Origin of the sequence: Lentzea sp. HUAS TT2 (genome assembly GCF_051853195.1) — a bacterium.
GTDB lineage: Bacteria > Actinomycetota > Actinomycetes > Mycobacteriales > Pseudonocardiaceae > Lentzea.
Window position 1 is genome coordinate 2,831,709 of record NZ_CP196667.1, and the last position, 16,687, is coordinate 2,848,395.

The 16,687-nt window shown below is 69.7% G+C and carries 15 protein-coding genes and 1 pseudogene; 6 read left to right on the forward strand and 10 right to left on the reverse strand.

Annotated features, from left to right (window positions below; all coding sequences use genetic code 11):
* The first annotated feature begins 264 nt into the window (after positions 1-264).
* Positions 265-2,046, forward strand: a complete 1,782-nt coding sequence (locus ACSHWB_RS14120; RefSeq protein WP_439662481.1) for a gamma-glutamyltransferase family protein — start codon at positions 265-267, stop codon at positions 2,044-2,046.
* Here ACSHWB_RS14120 and ACSHWB_RS14125 read toward each other — a convergent pair whose 3' ends face one another.
* The 3 genes from ACSHWB_RS14125 to ACSHWB_RS14135 all read right to left on the reverse strand — a co-directional run bounded on the left by ACSHWB_RS14125 (position 2,047) and on the right by ACSHWB_RS14135 (position 3,026).
* A complete protein-coding gene (locus ACSHWB_RS14125) occupies positions 2,047-2,262 on the reverse strand; it encodes a hypothetical protein (RefSeq protein WP_439662482.1) in 216 nt (71 codons plus the stop codon).
* Between the two features lie 88 nt (positions 2,263-2,350).
* Positions 2,351-2,695, reverse strand: a complete 345-nt coding sequence (locus ACSHWB_RS14130; protein ID WP_439662483.1) for a hypothetical protein — start codon at positions 2,693-2,695, stop codon at positions 2,351-2,353.
* A gap of 28 nt (positions 2,696-2,723) precedes the next feature.
* A complete protein-coding gene (locus tag ACSHWB_RS14135; RefSeq protein WP_439662484.1) occupies positions 2,724-3,026 on the reverse strand; it encodes a hypothetical protein in 303 nt (100 codons plus the stop codon).
* Between the two features lie 64 nt (positions 3,027-3,090).
* Here ACSHWB_RS14135 and ACSHWB_RS14140 point away from each other — a divergent pair.
* The 3 genes and pseudogenes from ACSHWB_RS14140 to ACSHWB_RS14150 all read left to right on the forward strand — a co-directional run.
* Positions 3,091-3,285 (forward strand): annotated as a pseudogene (locus tag ACSHWB_RS14140) (helix-turn-helix domain-containing protein); the annotation flags it as partial.
* A 95-nt stretch (positions 3,286-3,380) separates the two neighbouring features.
* Positions 3,381-3,605: a Scr1 family TA system antitoxin-like transcriptional regulator gene (locus ACSHWB_RS14145; RefSeq protein WP_439662485.1), complete on the forward strand. Its 225-nt coding sequence runs from the start codon at positions 3,381-3,383 to the stop codon at positions 3,603-3,605.
* Between the two features lie 17 nt (positions 3,606-3,622).
* Positions 3,623-3,802, forward strand: coding sequence for a DUF397 domain-containing protein (locus ACSHWB_RS14150; protein WP_439662486.1), 180 nt, complete (start codon positions 3,623-3,625; stop codon positions 3,800-3,802).
* A gap of 8 nt (positions 3,803-3,810) precedes the next feature.
* Here the strand turns inward: ACSHWB_RS14150 and ACSHWB_RS14155 are convergent, their stop codons facing one another.
* On the reverse strand, positions 3,811-4,185 hold the full coding sequence (locus tag ACSHWB_RS14155) for a hypothetical protein (RefSeq protein ID WP_439662487.1): 375 nt from the start codon (positions 4,183-4,185) through the stop codon (positions 3,811-3,813).
* A 354-nt stretch (positions 4,186-4,539) separates the two neighbouring features.
* On the opposite strand from ACSHWB_RS14155, the gene ACSHWB_RS14160 reads away from it, so the two are divergent.
* Positions 4,540-5,763: a hypothetical protein gene (locus ACSHWB_RS14160; RefSeq protein WP_439662488.1), complete on the forward strand. Its 1,224-nt coding sequence runs from the start codon at positions 4,540-4,542 to the stop codon at positions 5,761-5,763.
* Complete coding sequence (locus ACSHWB_RS14165) at positions 5,760-7,028, forward strand: glycosyltransferase family 2 protein (protein WP_439662489.1); 1,269 nt, start codon at positions 5,760-5,762, stop codon at positions 7,026-7,028. Before ACSHWB_RS14160 ends, ACSHWB_RS14165 begins: the two co-directional genes overlap by 4 nt.
* Here the strand turns inward: ACSHWB_RS14165 and ACSHWB_RS14170 are convergent.
* From ACSHWB_RS14170 to ACSHWB_RS14195, 6 genes are all read right to left on the reverse strand, one after another.
* Positions 7,025-10,468, reverse strand: a complete 3,444-nt coding sequence (locus ACSHWB_RS14170; protein WP_439662490.1) for a glycosyltransferase — start codon at positions 10,466-10,468, stop codon at positions 7,025-7,027. The two genes, ACSHWB_RS14165 and ACSHWB_RS14170, sit on opposite strands and share 4 nt — an antisense overlap.
* Before the next feature lies 1 nt (position 10,469).
* Entirely contained in the window at positions 10,470-11,603 is a 1,134-nt protein-coding gene (locus tag ACSHWB_RS14175; RefSeq protein ID WP_439662491.1) for a hypothetical protein, read from the reverse strand.
* 69 nt (positions 11,604-11,672) lie between these two features.
* Positions 11,673-14,039, reverse strand: a complete 2,367-nt coding sequence (locus ACSHWB_RS14180; RefSeq protein WP_439662492.1) for a glycosyltransferase family 4 protein — start codon at positions 14,037-14,039, stop codon at positions 11,673-11,675.
* A gap of 11 nt (positions 14,040-14,050) precedes the next feature.
* Positions 14,051-15,172 carry an acyltransferase family protein gene (locus ACSHWB_RS14185; protein ID WP_439662493.1) on the reverse strand — a complete coding sequence of 374 codons (1,122 nt, stop codon included), beginning with the start codon at positions 15,170-15,172 and terminating at the stop codon, positions 14,051-14,053.
* The gene (locus ACSHWB_RS14190) at positions 15,169-16,065 is read right to left on the reverse strand and encodes a hypothetical protein (RefSeq protein ID WP_439662494.1); all 897 of its coding nucleotides are present in this window, start codon (positions 16,063-16,065) and stop codon (positions 15,169-15,171) included. The genes ACSHWB_RS14185 and ACSHWB_RS14190 overlap by 4 nt, the downstream gene beginning before the upstream one ends.
* The gene (locus tag ACSHWB_RS14195; RefSeq protein WP_439662495.1) at positions 16,062-16,670 is read right to left on the reverse strand and encodes a hypothetical protein; all 609 of its coding nucleotides are present in this window, start codon (positions 16,668-16,670) and stop codon (positions 16,062-16,064) included. The genes ACSHWB_RS14190 and ACSHWB_RS14195 overlap by 4 nt, the downstream gene beginning before the upstream one ends.
* Positions 16,671-16,687 lie beyond the last annotated feature (17 nt).

Genomic DNA, 16,687 nt, shown 5'->3' on the forward strand with positions numbered 1-16,687 from the left:
CCAGTGGAGCAGCGCCACCAGAGGCACCGCGGCCACTAGCGCGAGGCCGATGAAGATCGTCACGACACCCAGGATTCCCATGCCTAGAACTGTGCCGTTCGACGGTGTTCGAAACATCCTCCGCGTCGGTAGACCTCTGGGAGGAGATCTGTCACCGTCCGCTACGACCAAAGTTGTACGGGCCTCAGGGTCTGCTCCGTTCGGGTGTGGGGCATGCGTCACTTGGAGTCACACAATATAGTTAGCCTCGCGTACCTTTATTGGGTGTTCACCACGCGCCCGGAACTCGTCGGCACCTTCGGCATGGTCGCTTCTACCCACTGGCTGGCCTCCGCGTCGGCCATGGCGGTGCTGGAGGACGGCGGCAACGCCTTCGACGCCGCCGTGACCGCCGGTTTCGTGTTGCAGGTGGTGGAACCGCACCTCAACGGCCCCGGTGGCGAGGTGCCGATCATCTTCTCGGCCGCAGGAGCGGCCCCCCAGGTGCTCTGCGGGCAGGGCGTGGCGCCCGCCGCGGCGTCGATCGAGCACTACACGGACCTGGGGCTGGAGCTGGTGCCGGGCAGTGGCCTGCTGGCCGCGACGGTGCCGGGGGCGTGGGACGGCTGGCTGACTCTGCTGCGTGACCACGGCACCAAGTCGTTGCGCGAGGTCCTGGACCGGGCGATCGGCTATGCCCGCGACGGGTTCCCGCTCGTCGAACGCGCCGCGCACACGATCGGCCTGGTCTCGGACCTCTTCCGCGACCACTGGCCGACGTCCGCCGCGCAGTGGATGCCCGACGGCGTCCTGCCTGCTCCCGGCGGGCGCTTCCGCAACCCGCAGCTCGCGGACACCTGGGAGTGGCTGCTGGCCGCCGCCGAGGCCGCCGGTGCCGATCGTGAGGCGCAGATCGAGGCCGCGCGCCGGGCGTGGTCGCAGGGGTTCGTCGCCGCGCAGATCGACGAGTTCTGCCGTTCGGAGTTCCGCGACGACTCCGGTCGTGACCACGCGGGGCTGCTGACCGGTGCCGACATGGCGTCGTGGGAGGCGTCGTACGAGGACGCGGTCGTCGCCGACTTCGGCGAGTGGTCGCTCGTCAAGGCCGGCGCGTGGACGCAGGGACCCGTTCTGGCACAACAGCTTCGACTGCTGGAGGGCTACGACCTGCCCTATGTGGACGGCAAGCCCACCGCGGAGACCGTCCACCTGGCGGTCGAGGCCGCGAAGCTGGCGTTCGCCGACCGCGAGGCCTGGTACGGCGACGTTCCGGACGTGCCGCTGGAGACCCTGCTGTCGCGCGCTTACGCCACCGAACGCCGTGCGCTGATCTCCGACGAGGCTTCCTACGAGCTTCGGCCTGGCTCGCCTGACGGCCGGGAACCGTTGCTGCCCCAGCACATCACCGGCGGGCCGTCGGTCCTGATCTCCGACCCGACCGGCGCGATCGGCGAGCCGACCGTGCAACGGTCCGGCGTGACGCGCGGCGACACCGTGCACGTGGACGTCGTGGACCGCTGGGGCAACATGGTCTCCGCGACGCCGTCCGGCGGCTGGCTGCAGTCCTCGCCGACGATCCCGTCGCTGGGCTTCTGCCTGGGCAGCCGCGCCCAGATGTTCTGGCTGGACAAGGATCTGCCGAACTCGCTGGCACCCGGCAAGCGGCCTCGGATCACCCTGTCGCCGTCGATGGCGTTGCGCGACGGACGGCCCGCGCTGGCGTTCGGCACTCCCGGCGGCGATCAGCAGGACCAGTGGCAGCTCGGCTTCTGGCTGGCGCACCGCGCAGGACTGAACCTGCAGGAGGCCATCGACTCGCCGATGTGGCACTCGAACGCGTTCCCGAGCTCGTTCTACCCGCGTGCCTGGACGCCGGGCGAGCTGGTCATCGAGTCCCGTGTCGGCGCGGACGTCCTGGAAGCACTGCGTTCGCGTGGTCACCAGGTCGTGGACGCCGGCGAGTGGACTCTCGGCCGGATGTCCGCCGTGGCGAGGGACGCCGCGGACGGACTCCTGCGCGCCGGGGCGAACCCGCGGGGCGCGCAGGGCTACGCCGCAGGGCGGTAGTTACCAGCTGCCGATGACCTTGGTGCCGTCGTGGATCATCTCGACGTTGCCGCCGAAGTTGTGCAGCGTGCTGACACCGGCGCTGTCACCGAGCTCGCTGACCTTGCCGATCGGGTCGACGTCGGGCAGCTGCGGCGCGGCACCCGCGGTGCCCGCCATCGCGGCGATCGCACCGGCGGCGATGCCCGCGGAAGCGACGATCTTCTTGATGCTCAAGGCGTTCCGCTCCAGGAAAAGTGGAACGGCGCCCGATTCGAGGGGGAGGGAATCGGGCGCCGCCCCGGCCAGGAAGGTTCTGGTCAGATCAGATGTCGACGGACGCGGCGCCGGTCGGCACGCCGTGCGGCTCGTTCAGGCCGAGCAGCGTCGAGGCCGGAAGGCCGGTCGCGCCTGCGTCGACGTTCTCGACGAGCGCGTTGACGTCGATGTCCTGCGCGTTGATCGCCTGGATCTTGCCGGCGGTGTCCGCGGTGTTCACGGACGCGAGGTCGCCGGCGGTGGCGATGTCGCCGAGCTGGCCACCCAGGTCGGGCTGGGTGTGGACGTTGGCGGACCCGGTGTCCGCGTGTGCGATACCACCCAGGCCGAGCATGACGGTAGCGCTGCCGAGGGCAACAGCGGCCCCCGCGACGGTCTTCCTGAGGTTCATAGGCGCGAACGTGTCGTGTTCGGACCCTCTACATCAAGCTGCGTAACTCAGGCGAGGGAAGTTCTTCATCCTTTAGGGGCCGCCAGCGCAGTGTGGTGGTGCAGACCCGGTTCTCGCCGTGCCACACGGATATCGCGTACAGCCCTGGTTTCGTTCCGGCTCTGGACATGAAGTCGTGCGCGCACTCCAGCGTGTACCGGTGGCGCCAGTCGTCACCCTTCCTTATGTACCAACCGTGGTCGACAACCTCTTCGGTGTGCTCGAGCACCATGGCGCCGTCAGGCAGTCGGCGGTGGTACTCGATGCGGTGGAAGTGATCCATGACCAGCACGTTCCTCACCGCATCCCGCGAGTGAGAATCTCATTTTCCGGATCTTGCCCGTAGCGTTTGGGCCGTGGCTGAACCCACGTTCCGGCAGAGGCGCCTCGGCGAGGCGTTGAAACTGCTGCGCGAACGAGCCGGGTTGAGCCAGCGCGAGGCTTCTGACCGGATCGACTACAACGTTCCGAAGCTCAGTCGCATCGAGAACGGCCAGGTGCCGGACATCCACGCGTTGCGCACGATGCTCGACGTCTACGGCGTGATCGGCGACGAGGTGGAGCCGTACCTGGAGATGTGGAACCTGGCCAAGGAGAAGGGCTGCTCTGCCGGCTACCGAACGTCACCATTCAGGTCGTATTGGACATGGCCGGCTTGTACGACGGCCACAACGGATCCTTCACGTTGCTGGACTTCCCGTTCGCCGGAGACCCGCAGGTTCTCTACGTCGAGCACGCTGGAGGCTCGATGCACATCGAGGACCAGAGTCGGGTGAAGGCCACTATCCTCAACTTCAAGCACCTCTCGAAGCTGGCGTTGACTCATGAGGAGTCCGCAGCGTGGATCGAGACGCTGGCTGCCGAGAGGTAGGGGTCGAAGTGTCTGCTGTGTGGCGCAAGAGCAGGCGCAGCAACAACGGCGGAAACGGCAACTGTGTGGAGATTGCGCTGAACGGCTCAGCCGCGCGCGTGCGCGACTCCAAGAACCTAACGAGTTCGGTTGTCGCCGCGCCCCATTGGGCAGCGTTCATCAGCGCCATAAAGCGCGGCGACCTCGAAAAGAACTAACGGCCGACCTAGGCGATCGCCCCCGGCGGCAACTTCAGCGCGAACGGCAGCGTGGTCACGACGGCCAGATCGGACGCCGTCGCCTTCATCAGAGAGGGTGCGTTGCGCGCGCCGGGTTCAGGCAGGTCCAGCAGCCTGTCCACGGCCTCGACCAACGGGCCCTCGTAGATCCACACGGCCTGGGCCGGGCGAGCCGAGTCGCGAACCGCGGGCAGACGCCCTGCGCGTGCCTCGGTCTCCGACCAGAACAGGATCGAGTCGATGAAGCCTCTGCGCTGCTTGAACGCCATGATCCGGTCGAGCTGCCCGGCGTCGTCCCTCAGATGGAGGAACTGAAAGCCACTCTCGCGTAGCTCGATGACCTTGTTCAGTGCGTGGTCCATGGCGCACCTACCCCTGTTAGGTCCCCTTCGGGTGACGATCAGTCATACGACCCGAAAGGATCGTACGGTAAGTCAACGTTCCGCCGTAAGACGTACTCCGAACGAGTATCTCAATTGGCAGACGCTTGTGGCGCAGGGTAATCGTTGGCCTTCTTGGATGAGGAAACGGCCAGGAGTACCGCTACGGTTCGCACCAAGAACGCCAAACCGCCTAATGTGACTAATGTCACGGTGATCAACATGTGTCGCCTCCGAGTGGCTCTTACACCCGTAGTAGACGTGTAGCACGGGTCCCGGGTTGCACCTTTGCCGACTCGCCGATCTGGGCGAGGTCAGGGCAGTAGAGTTCGAGCGGTGCGTGGAGAAACCGCCATTGGGGGAGCGCTCGGCTTGCTGTGCAGCACCGAGTTGGACGGGCTCGGCGACCAGTTGCCGGTGCGCGTCCTCGAACGGGAGCTGCGCGAGCGCCTGGGTGACTGGCGGATCAGTCCGCTCGCGCGGCGGGAGCACTCGCACCGCGCCGACGGCGGGCTGGCGGCGACACCGATCAGCTCGATCGGGCCCGACGACTTCCACCTGATCGTCGTGTCGCTGTCCGAGCCGCTCGAGATCCCCGAACTGCCCGGCAACGCCGTCGGGGTCGCCGTCAGGTCGGGTGGGAAGACCGGCATCGAGATCCTGTCGACGCGGGACGAGGGACCGGACGTCGTGCCGAACCTCGGCGTGCTCGCCGACCGGCTGGTCGCCCCCGAGGTCCTCACCGCCCGCGTGCAGCACCTCCAGCAGCTCGGCAGGCTCCCCGAGCACCGGTACCTGGTCCTGCACGTCACCCCGGCCACGCCGCTCGCCAGGCTCAGGCCCGCCGTCGCCAAGGCCGCCGAACTGCTGGCCATCGACCACGTCGTGGTGCTGCCGACCGGTGAGAAGCCGGAGGACACCGGCTGGCCGGCGCTGCCGCACGACGCCGTCGTCGAGGACCGGCTGGCCGTGATCGCGAACGCGGCCGCGGTGGTGGCCGGCGACGAGCATGTAGCGGCGGCCGCGCAAGCGTTTGGCCGCACGTGGGTGCTGTTCGACCCGAAGGGTGCCGACCGCGCGGCCGTGGAGCAGTTCGGCAGCGCAGAGCAGATCGCCACCGCTCCCAGCCGGCTCGTCACGGCTCTGCGGCGCGCGCTCAAGGTGGAGCGGTCCGCCAAGGCCGTCCGGGTGCTGGACGAGCACCTCAACGCGGTGGCACGGCTGGCGGAGGAGGCGTTCGCGCGGACCGGTGCCGCCGAGCAGCGCATCGCGTTGCTCGCCGCGGAGAACCAGGCGCTGCGCAAGGCCCACCAGCAGCTGCGCGCGCGGTTGATCGCCGAACGCGAGGCCGTCGTCGAACACATGCTGAGCCGCAGCGGCGACGTCGGGCCGGACCTGGCCACGGAACGCCGCCTGCACACCGAGCTGGCCGAACGGCACCGAGACGTGCTCGCCGCGCTGGCCGCGGACCGGGCAGAGCTGGCGGCGATGCGCTCCACCAAGCTCTACCGGTGGACGCGGCTGCCCCGCGTCGTCTACGGAAAGCTGCGCGGCCGGTGAACCCTCGCGTCACGTTCGTCCTGGTCACCTACGGCGGCGGCCCGATGGCGGCACGCTGCCTGGAGGTCCTCGCCGAGCACACCGAGCAGCCCTACGAGGTCGTGGTCGTCGACAGCGCGTCGCCCGACGGCACCGGGCAGTGGCTGGAGGACAACCTCACCGACGCGACCGTCGTCCGGCTCGACACCAACCTGGGGTTCGGCGCGGGCTGCAACGTCGGCGTCGAGCACGCGGGCACCGAGTTCGTCTGCTTCCTCAACGCCGACGTCGAGGTGACCGAGGGCTGGCTCCCGCCGCTGCTCGCGTTCCTCGACGGCAAGCCGGAGGCCGCGGCCGTCGCACCGCTGATGGTCTTCCCCGACGGACGGGTGCAGGAGGCGGGCAGCCTTCTCGGCGGCGACGCCTACAGCCGGGGCTGGGGCGACGGGCAGTACGACGTCGAGTCGTTCTACCCGCGCGTCGTCGACTACGCCTCCGCCGCGTGCCTGGTGATGCGGCGCAAGGCGTTCTACGAGGTCGGCGGGTTCTCGCCGGAGTACCACATCGCGTACTACGAGGACACCGACCTGCAGTTCATGCTGCGCAGGCACGGCTGGCAGGTGTGGGTCCAGCCCGCGTCACGAGTGCTGCACGTGCGGCACGGCACCAGCTCGACCGCCACGGCCGAGCGCCTCTCCGACATCAACCGCGAGGTGTTCCGCCGCCGGCACGCCGACGACCTGGCGACCCGTCCGCCGGCGCTGGGCATCCACGAGCACACCCACCGGCTGTGGTGGCTGCGCGACCGTCCCACCACCGCGCGGATCCTGGTCGTCGCCGACGAGCAGGTGGACGAGGCGCTGCTCGCCGAGCTCAGGGACCGGGATCCGGAAGCCGCCGTCACGTTGTTCGTGCCGGAGGAGCCCGAGCAGGACTGGCGGCCGGCGGGCGTCGAGGTGGTCTCGGACGCCGAACCGGTGACGTGGAGCCGTGAACGCGTCGGCCTCTACGACGTCGTGCTCGCGCTCGGCCCCAGCACGTCCGCCGCGGAGATCACCGAGTGGCAGCCGCAGGCCGTCCGAGTGCTGCACCTGGACGTGCTGCCGCACGTCGTCTGGGAGAAGCGGTACGCCCGCGACCTCAAGCGTGCGGACGCGGTGCGCGCCGGTGTCGAACGTGCGCGGCTCGCCAGCGCCGAGGAGTGGGCGCAGATCGTCATGCGCGCCGGCGACGAGCTGGACGACGTGCTCGTCGAATGCGGACTGGCGCCGGCGAGGTCCCGCTAACGCTGGGCGCGCCGCAGCAACGCGGCCGCCAGCAGCCGCCGCTCGGCACCCGCCGTGTCCGGGCGGTCGCCTTCGAGCGCGAGCCGGACCAGCGGCCACAGCCTGCGTTCGGCCGTGGTCAGCCGCGAGATCTGCTGGACCGTCTCCGGTGACATCAGGTCGTGGTTGCGCATCAGCAGCACCGTGGCGAACTGCGCGATCCGGCGCGTCTCGTGCTCGACGATGTGGTCCAGCTCGGGTTGCTTGTGCGCCAACGCGTTCTGGTCGAGACCGAGCGCGTACCTGGCCAGTCCCTTGAGACCGGGCAGACCGTCGGCGAGGCGCGGCACCTGCCAGCCGGTGACGTTCGCACCGTGCTGGCGGTAGGAGTGCAGCGCGCGGTCGACGAACGCGATCCGGCCGATCGCCAGCGCGGACGCCGCGAGCCACTGGTCGTGGTACGAGGCAGGAGTGCTCGGCGGCAACGGCAGCATCCGCTCGGCCAGCACGTCCGCGCGCACCATGCTCGCGGCGCCGGTGACCGTGTTGAGCAGCAACAACTGTTCCAGGTCCGCGTTCTGACGCGACCTGCCCGTCCACACGCTGTCGGCGATCTCGGTGTCGTGGTCGTCGATCAGCCGCATGTCCGCGAACGCCAGCAGCACCGACGGGTCGGCGAACTCCGCCAGCAACGTCTCGATCTTGTCGGCGTCCCACAGGTCGTCCTGGTCGGACAGCGCGACGAACTCCGCGTCCGCCGGCACGAGCTGCAGCGCGTGCTCGAAGTTGCCGTAGAAACCGACGTTCTCGTCGTGCTCGACCACGACGAACCTGGGGTCGTCGCCCACGACGTCGCGCAACGTGGCCCGGCCGGCCTCGTCGGAGTTGTCGTCGCTGATGACGCACACCCAGTTCTCGTGGGTCTGCGCGCGGATCGAGTCGACCTGCGCGGCGAAGTGGTGCCGCGGCGGGTTGTAGGTGGCGAGGCAGATCGCGACCTTCCGGCCCGTTGCGGGCCAGGCGGTCTCGACGCGCTCGACCGTCGCTTGTGGACGGACGTGCAGCGGCGGCAGGTCGCAGGCGAAGAGCGTGCCGTCCGCCAGCGTCACCAGGAGCTCGAGCGCGACGGAACCCGCTGAGGTGCGTGCGCCGACGGGCACGCGCAGCCGGATCCCGTTGCCGGGGTGGCCGGTCGTGCCGGGGTACGTCTTGCCGCCGGCGCGCACGGCGACGGCCTGCACCGGCAGGTCGTCGTGCGTGACCGTGCCTTCGAGCTCGACGACCTGACCGCGGCCGACCGCGATCTCGGTCTCCGGCACCGTCACGTCGTAGCGCAGCCGTTCGGCGCGCTGGTGCTTGCTCACCTCGCGGATCCGGCCGCCGACCAGCGGTGCGATCGGGCCGAGTCGGCGCAGCACCGCGTCGGTCTCCTCGCCGCCCCTGCCGAGCAGCAGGTCACGCGTGCCGCGCACCGCACGGGCGGCGGGCCAGACGTAGTCGCGTCCGATGTGGACGATGGACGACGAGTTCAGCTTGTCCAGGCGTGCCCGCAGTTCCGCGTTCTCCTGGGCGAGCCGCTCCGCCAGCGCCGTCTGCTCGGTGAGGCGCGCGTCGGTGTCGGCGAGCTCCATCAACGAGTTGCCGACCAGGTCGTCCAGCCTGCCGATCTCGTCGCGCAACGCCGCGGCGGCTGCATCCGACTGCTCGTGCAGCTTCTCCAGATCGGTGGAGCGTTCGTGCAGCTGCTCGGTCAGCTCCACCGCGCGGGTGTTCAGCTCGACGGCTTGCGCGTGCAGCTCTTCGGTCCGTGCCTGCAGGGCGGGTACGGAAGCCGCAGCGTCCTGCAGTTCGGTGAGCGCGGGCCCTTCCCAGAGCCTCGGTCTGCCGGGCAGGTCCAGCTCACCGCGCAGGGCGGCGAGCACATCGGCCGCCGCCACCCCGCTGACCAGCTCCTGCAACGTCGCCTCTGCCGGAAGCAGGGCGTCCCAACTCGGGGCGGGCAACGCGGCGAGCGCGGTCAGCTCCTCGGTGAGCTGGCGGATCGACCACTGCGCTGGCCACGGATGCGCGGCGCCGCTGCGGTGGACCTCTCGGGCGAACTCGAGCAGCGCGCGCAGGAGCACGAGCTCCGCGTCCACGCCGGACTCGGCCTGCCACTCGAGGTCGATCCGGTGGTACGTCCCGTGGTCGGCGACGATGATGTTGCCGGGATGCACGTCGAGGCAGTCCGGCGGCAGCACCCGCACGTCGTCACCGGCGGGCAGGAACGGGTGCACCGCGTCCGCGTCGGTGCGAGGCCGCGCCTCGGCCGTGCAGTAGTCGCGCCACCGCTTCAGGTGGCCGCGCAGTCGTTCGAGATCGTTGTCCGCCAACGCGTCCAGCAGCAGGCTGTCCAGGGGGACACCCGGTAACACCGGATCGCGTTCGACGAGCACCTGGCGCAGCCAGCCCGCCTCGTGCGCAGTGGCATCGGTCATCACCAGGTCGAGATCGGCGGTCAGCGTCCGCGAGCGGCGCCACTGCGGCAGCCTGCCGTTGTTGACCATCCAGGCGAGGCCGGGCCGCAGCGTGCGTTCGACGGACTCCTGCGTGCGCGCCGCGATGACGAGGAACGAGGGGGAGACCGCCGCGCCGAACCCGTTCGCGACGGCGAGGCGGTGCGGCAGCCTGCCGGCGACCGCGCCGGTGGTGCCGCGGAACGCGCCCTGCAGCGGGTCTCGCACGAGCTTGTCGATGAGTTCGGGAGCGTCGGGACGGTCGTGCAGCGCTGTGTCCACGACGATCCGCGGGAGTTTGAAGTCCGGGTACGGCGCCAACCAGCGTTGGGCGGTGAAACCGGCGGCGGTGAGCATCTCGCCGAGCTGCTGTCTGCTCCACGTCCGCGGACCGGGGCCCGGATAACCGGCGGGGCCGACCCACGACTTGCCGCGGTGGTCCTCGGCCCTGCCGAGCAGGTACCCGAGGCCGAGCTGGTTCTCGATCGCCAGCACCAGCGCGCCGTCGGCGTCCAGTGCCCCGGCGACGTCACCCAGCAACTGCTCGGGGTCGTTGTACTCGAGTCCGCCGCAGACCATCGCGAGGTCGAACGTGCCGTGCTCGCTCAGCTCGACCGCCGGGGCGTCGACGATCCGCACGCCCGGCAGGTCGCGACACCGTTCCCGTGCCGCGGCCGCGCGCAACGGCACACCCTCGACGCCGACGACCTGCGCCCCTGCCTCCGCCATGGCACGGCTCAGGACGCCGCTGCCGCAGCCGACGTCGAGAACCCGTTGCCCCCGCTGGATGTCCAGAGGGGCGAGCAGCGCGAGGCGCTGCGGTGAGAAGTGGTAGGTGAGCTCCCACGAACCACCGAGGTCCGTGGCGAGCTCTACCGAACCGGCACTGACGTCCGTCGCCGCGCGGAGCCGTTCGAGAACGGAATCCTCGGCGCCGTCCGCGTAGTCGACGACGTCGTTGCCCATGTCAGGTCGTCGGGAACTTCTTCGACACCGCGATGGCGTACTCCTGGAACTTCTTGATCAGGTCGGTGTCGGCGTCACCGATGGGTTCCTGGACCGTCGTCGCGCGGATGACCTGCTTGCCGGTGGAGTAGATGACCAGGTACGAGCCGTTCTGCTTCGGCTTGATCAGCTGCAGCACCTTGGCCTTCGCGGGCAGTGCGCCGCGAGCGCCCTCGACCATCCCGGACTTGCCGGCCGAGTCGGCGAGGTCGGCGGCCAGCTTGGTCGCCTTCTCCGGGGAGTCGGTCTCGAACACCTCGGCGTTGTAGGTGAACGCGTCTTCCTTGCTGCCCTTGAACGCGATCTTCTGCACGCCCGCGGCGGTCAGCGCCTCCGCGTCCTCAGCGGCGAGAACACCGGCCGTGACGAGCTTGTCCGCCGTCGTCTCGCCGTTGTTCGGGTCCGCCGTGCCCGGCGAGGCCGGCAGCAGTTCGAGCGCGGTCTTCGGCTTGCTCGACGTGGTCGTCGACGACGGTGCCGCGTTCGTGTTCCCGCCGGTGCCGCCGGAGCCCTCGCGCAGACCGAACCACCAGACAGCGCCACCGATCAGCGCGATCACCAGGATCACACCGATGATCGCGAACACCTTCTTGCCCTTGCCCGACGAGGTCTCGTCGAAGACCTCGGGACCGGAGCGCGACCAGTTGTCGTTCGACTGGGACAGCCACGGCGGCGCCTGGTCTCCGCCGACCTGCCACGGGGGCGGGGGCGGACCGGGCTGCTGGAAGCCGTGCGCGGGCGAGGGAGGGCCGTAGTTCGGCTGGCCCATGCTCGCGCTCGGCACCGCCTGCGTGCGGTCGGCGTCGGGCGGCCGCGGCGTCACGACCTGCGTGGCGTCGGGGTTCGGCTTCGGCGGCTCACCGACGGGGGTGATGTACTGCGTCGCCTGGGAGCCGCTTGCCGGTCCCGCGGCCGGAGCCGGGGGCTGGGCCTGCCAGCGAGGGGCGGCTGGCTGCTGACCGCTCGTGTTGCTGGAGGACAGCACCTGGTCGCGGCGAACCCGGTAGTCGTCAGCCGAGATCCGGCCGCTCGCAAGCTCGTCGTCCAGCTTGCGCAGTTCGTCCTGCCAGTTCACGCTGACAGCCCCTTTCTCCATGTACGAACCCGGCCATTGTGCATGTCCCACCTGAGGGGCGACCGGTCAACCGCCAAGTCGTGATCCGGCCTACTGGGCGTTTGGTCCGGATGTCCTATACCGCTCGACCTGACTGACCACTCGCAGTATCGCCTTGCGCAGAACCGGAGACACACCTCGGGCCGCCTCCGGCTCTGGTTGCGGCCGGGCAGGCACCACGGGCCGCGTGCTCGCCCGCCAGTTCCTCAACGCTTCCCCGACCTGCTCCCGGATCCACTCCGCCGCCGCCTCGGTGCTGCGCGTGCGCCGCAGATGCTCCCTCGCGGCCAGCCCACGTTCGGCGGCTCGTGCGGGATCGTCGGCGACCTCGCGCATCGCCTGCGCGGCAGCGTCCAGATCCGGTTCGGCCCAGTGCGAGCCGGGCGGATAAGGCGCTGCGTCCGGTCCTACCTCAACGATCTCGTACGGGATCGGCCAGCAGTTCACCGGGTCCAGGAACTCGGCTGTGCCGGAGTAGTCGGTGCTGATCACGGGGATGCCCATGGCCATCGCCTCGGCGACGGTGAAGCCGAAACCCTCCGAGCGGTGCAGCGACACGTAGCAGTCGCTGTTCGCGTAGAGCTCGTGCAGTTCCTCCGCCGACAGGTACTTCTCGATCAGCGTGATCCGGTCGTCCTGCGCGACCGCGGCCCGCAGCCGTTCCGCGGCGGGCACGTGCAGCCTGCCGTTGATCACCTTCAGCACCAGCTCGACGTCGTCGCGGCCGGGAAAGGCGCGCCGGAACGCCTCGATGGTGCCGAGCGGGTTCTTGCGGCGGAAGACGCTGTTGAAATCCATCGCGAAGAGGAACCTGGTGCGGCCACCGGGTTTCTTCGCGGCGGCGGGCCTGCTCCTGACCGGGATGGGGAACACCTTCACCGGCTTGTCGGTGTGCGCGGCAATCGCTTTCCGGCAGAACTCGCTGATCGTCCAGATCTCGTCGAGCGAGTCGTAGACGCGCATCTGCTCGGGGAACTCGTCGAGCTCCCACGACCACACGCCGATCTTGTGCCGGCCCTCGGCGACCTCGGGGTGCGCCTGCACGACGGCCCTGGTGAGGTCCGCGTTCACGCACAGGACGCTCACCGGGAACCGCGGCCTGCTGACGTCCTCCGGCGCGTCGATGCCGAGCTCGTTGACCACGAACTCGTCCTCGATCACGGACGCCGTGGGCACGTTCGCCGCGGCGAGCGCGTCGTGCAGCGACCGGCCCAGCTCACCGACGCCGAGCACCGCGGTGAGGTGCCCGAGCAGGTTGACGCCGAACTCGTCGGCCGCGGGCGTGATCGGCGCGGGCGGCGTCGGGATCGCCCAACTCGGCAGGTCGCCCGCCGGCACCCCGAACACCCGCAGCCACTCCAGGTAGCCGGGGTTCACCGGGGTGTCGTAGTAACCGCGCAGGTCGGCCCGGTCGCGCCAGATCGCGGCGGCCCACCGGTTCAGCGTGCCGAGCTCGGGTTCGGTCAGCCAGTCGCGGAAAGCCTTGCCGCTGAACGCGTGCGGCACCTCTTCGTCGTCGTCCTCGATCACGGCCTGCCGGTAGACCCCGCGCACCAACGGCGTGATCCGCGTGCCGTCGGTGAGCTCGCTCAGCCACGACGGCACCTCGTCCTCGGGCGCGATGTACCCGGCCTCGGTCAACGCCGCCGCGTACCGCGCGACCACCTCGTGGAGGTCGGGCCGCGCGGACAGCAACGTCCGCGGCTTCCCGGCGAGGTGCGTGCTCAGCAACCACGGCCTGGTCGCGTCGAATCCAAGGAAGTCGATCACCTGGGCGCCGTCGACCTGGCGCTCGAAGGCGTTCCACACCCCGACCGTCGTGCGCGCGACGTGGTGCGCACGCTGGCTGACCGCCTGGTCGAACCAGGCCTGATCGGCCCACACGCCACGCCCGAGATCGATGGCGTGGAACGTGCGCACCGCCTCGGCCCACCGGTCCAGGAACTCCGCCGCGGCCTGCGACACCACGACGAACCCGGGATCGAACACCCCGGTGCCGACCAACCGCCCCTCGTCGGACTTCACGTCGTCGAACGGCTCGTGGAAGTGCGGCGACACCACCAGGGCGTGCTCACCGCGGAGCAGGTCGTCCATCGGCGCCAGCACGAAGCTCGACGACGTGAGGTGCACGGCGACATCGGCGTCGAGCAGCAGCTCCCGCAACAGCAACGGCTTCACCGCTTCGGCGAGCTGCTCCGGCGGATAGGCCGTGGCCAGCCCGAGGAAGTCGTCCTCCGGCACGCCGATCGCGCCGGGCCCCAGCAGCGTGATGCCGTCCTCCGACCGCGCGCCGGGTTCGGCGTCGAGCACGGCGATGACGAACCGGCTACCGGGGTGGTGCTCCAGGTACGACCTGGCGAGCACCGTCGCCAGCGGCAGGCCGCTCTCCCTGGTGATCGTGCATGCGACCGCGTTCATGTTCCCCAGTCTCAGTCGTTCGCCCGCACGGCCGCACGTCTCGCGCTCCGCGCCTTCTCCCTGCGGCGGTACCACTGGGAGACGGGCATCTCCACGAAGCGGTACATCAGCTCGGTGGCGACGGCGAGTGCCACCAGAGCCACGGCCACCGACACCCAGTATCCCGTGACCGGGGTCAGCAGACCGAGCAGAGGGAAGCCGACGGGGATGTGCAGGAGGTAGACGGCGTAGGTGCGCCTGGACGCCTCGCCCACCCACCTGGCGTTGACGAGCTTGCCGGTGGCCCGGCTGCACAGCAGCAGCACGAGCAACATGATGGCCAGCGTGCGCACGAACGCCACGTCCGGAGGCCACTGGTCGCTCGTCAGGTCGGCGCGGACGAACATCAGGAACTGCAGGACGCCGAACGCCACGCCCGCCCCGACGGACAACCGGCCGGAGCGGACCAGCGAGATCAGCTGACCGATGAAGAGCACCGGCAGGAACGTCGCCAGCAGGCGGAAGAAGCTTCCCGGGTTGTCGCTCTGCGGTGGTGAGACCGAGATCAGCACGGTCGTCAGCGCCACCGAGATCGCGGGCTGAACCCACGGCCACCGCTTGAGCAGCGGCATCGTGGCCGCGATGTAGAGGTAGAACACCACCTGGACGGCCAGCGTCCACGTCAGCGCCAGCACCGACGAGACGTCCGGCAGCACGTAGTTGAGCATGCCGAGGTTCAGCCAGAGGTCGCCGGCGCCGGCGGGGTGGTTGGCCGTGAGCACGCCGGTGATGACGAGGACCCACGCGATGGCCGTCGCGACCCAGAAGGCCGGCAGCAACCGCGTGGCCCGGCGCATGAGGAACTGCCCGCTCGTCTCGCGGAACGCCACGTGCGTGACCACCACACCGCTGATGGCCAGGAACACCGACACGCCGACGAAGACCAGTTGGGAGTTGAGGTGGAACGGGCTGACCAGCACCGTGTCGATGGCGTTGCCGATCGCGAAGTCCTCGCCGTGCAGGACCATCCAGTTCCAGTAGTGCTCCACCAGCACGACCAGCGCCGCGACGATGCGCAGCAGGTCGAGGCCGGGCATGTAGACGGACCTGGGCCTGGCCGGCTGGGTCACCTGCGGGGTCAGCTGCCGGGTCATCCGACACCACCGAACAGAGCGAGCACGGGGTAGCCGACGACTCCCACCAGCACCACGAACCAGATCGCGTGCACGGCGAGCCAGCGCACCGGAGCCGGCGCGGCGAGCCTGTCGGCGGACTCACCGCTGAAGACCACGGACACCGTGAACAGCAGTGCGGCGATCAACGACGCCAGCGGGTACCACCACTTCGCGAACTCCTCGTTCACGCCGTTGAGCACCACCACGGGCACGGCGCCGAGCACGCCGACGACCGTCGCGACCCAGGTGGCAACGGCACCACGGCGATGCAGCGCGACGAGGTGACCGAGGACCACCAGCGGGTAGAACACCAGCACCTGGGCGGCACGGCTCTCCGGTGCCAGCAAGACGACCACCGTGACGGCGACGAGCTGGCCGATCGGGACGAGCACGCCGAACCGGTTCGTGAGGGCCGCGGCCCCGATGCCGATCAGCTGGAGCAGGACCACCCACGCCAGCGGCACGAGCAGCGGTGCGCCGGTGATCAGCGGGCTGACCAGCGCGAGGTTGCCGACCACTGCCAGCGGGGACGTGTGCGAGTCGGCGGGAAGGTTCCAGATCGGCGCGCCCAGCGTCACGACGATCGCGGCGAGCGCCACCGCGACAGCGGCGGGCAGGTAGGTGCGCACGAGCCTGGACTTGATCGAGGACCGGTCGGACATCGCCGTGTACCCACTGGCGGCGAGCAGCAGGAGCAGGGCGAACGGTCCGAAGTCCTCGCCGAGACCGAGCGGCCGGTTGAGCACGGTGCGGATGAAGCCGAGGTCGAAGTTCTGGCCGATCAGGTAGCTGTAGACGACCAGGACGCTCGCGACGGCCTGCAGGAGGACGACGCCGCTCGTGGTCGTCTCGGTGCGCTGGACGGTGGTCATTCCGGCCGCCGGTCCGCGGGCGAACGCTCCACCTGCTGGTCGAGCAGCGTCATGACCTGCGCGGTGACGGCGTCCGCGTTCTCGCCGTAACCCTCGATCCGCAACACGTCCTGTCCCCGGACGTAGTGAGCGTGGAAGGAGTTGCCCTTGCGACGCAGGAAGACGTCGGGGTGCTTCGTCTCGATCCGTTCGTGGCCGCCGTCCGAGTAGAGGGTGTCGAGGGCGCTGAACAGCGAGGACGGCGAGACGCCGTCCTCCACCGTGAACCGCCAGACGCCGAGCGTGATCTGGTCGTCCCTGGTGATCACCGACTCGAGGCGGGTGACCTGCTCCTGTTCGACGATCTTCTTCTCGTTCTGGGTCAGCAGGTCGCTCTCCGCGAACTTCTCCTGCTCGCCGGCCCGCTCGAAGACGACGTGCCCCGCGGGCGTCACCAGCACGTGGGTGTCCACGACGTAAGGCAGTCTCGGCGTCGGATCGGGCGTGCGCATCGCCTCGGCGAACCGCGAGCCGTCTCCCCAAACAGCCCACGTCACCCCGCTCACGGCGGCGAGCAGCGCGAGCACGACCACGACAGGCGTGGCGTGGCGGGCGCGAATGGACATGACAGAACTCCCCCAGA

Coding starts and splice junctions, on each gene's coding strand:
- ACSHWB_RS14180 (WP_439662492.1), bottom strand. CDS start 14,039: ATGAACGCGGTCGCATGCACGATCACCAGGGAGAGCGGCCTGCCGCTG.
- ACSHWB_RS14175 (WP_439662491.1), bottom strand. CDS start 11,603: ATGGAGAAAGGGGCTGTCAGCGTGAACTGGCAGGACGAACTGCGCAAG.
- ACSHWB_RS14190 (WP_439662494.1), bottom strand. CDS start 16,065: ATGACCACCGTCCAGCGCACCGAGACGACCACGAGCGGCGTCGTCCTC.
- ACSHWB_RS14170 (WP_439662490.1), bottom strand. CDS start 10,468: ATGGGCAACGACGTCGTCGACTACGCGGACGGCGCCGAGGATTCCGTT.
- ACSHWB_RS14130 (WP_439662483.1), bottom strand. CDS start 2,695: ATGAACCTCAGGAAGACCGTCGCGGGGGCCGCTGTTGCCCTCGGCAGC.
- ACSHWB_RS14195 (WP_439662495.1), bottom strand. CDS start 16,670: ATGTCCATTCGCGCCCGCCACGCCACGCCTGTCGTGGTCGTGCTCGCG.
- ACSHWB_RS14145 (WP_439662485.1), top strand. CDS start 3,381: ATGGCCGGCTTGTACGACGGCCACAACGGATCCTTCACGTTGCTGGAC.
- ACSHWB_RS14155 (WP_439662487.1), bottom strand. CDS start 4,185: ATGGACCACGCACTGAACAAGGTCATCGAGCTACGCGAGAGTGGCTTT.
- ACSHWB_RS14185 (WP_439662493.1), bottom strand. CDS start 15,172: ATGACCCGGCAGCTGACCCCGCAGGTGACCCAGCCGGCCAGGCCCAGG.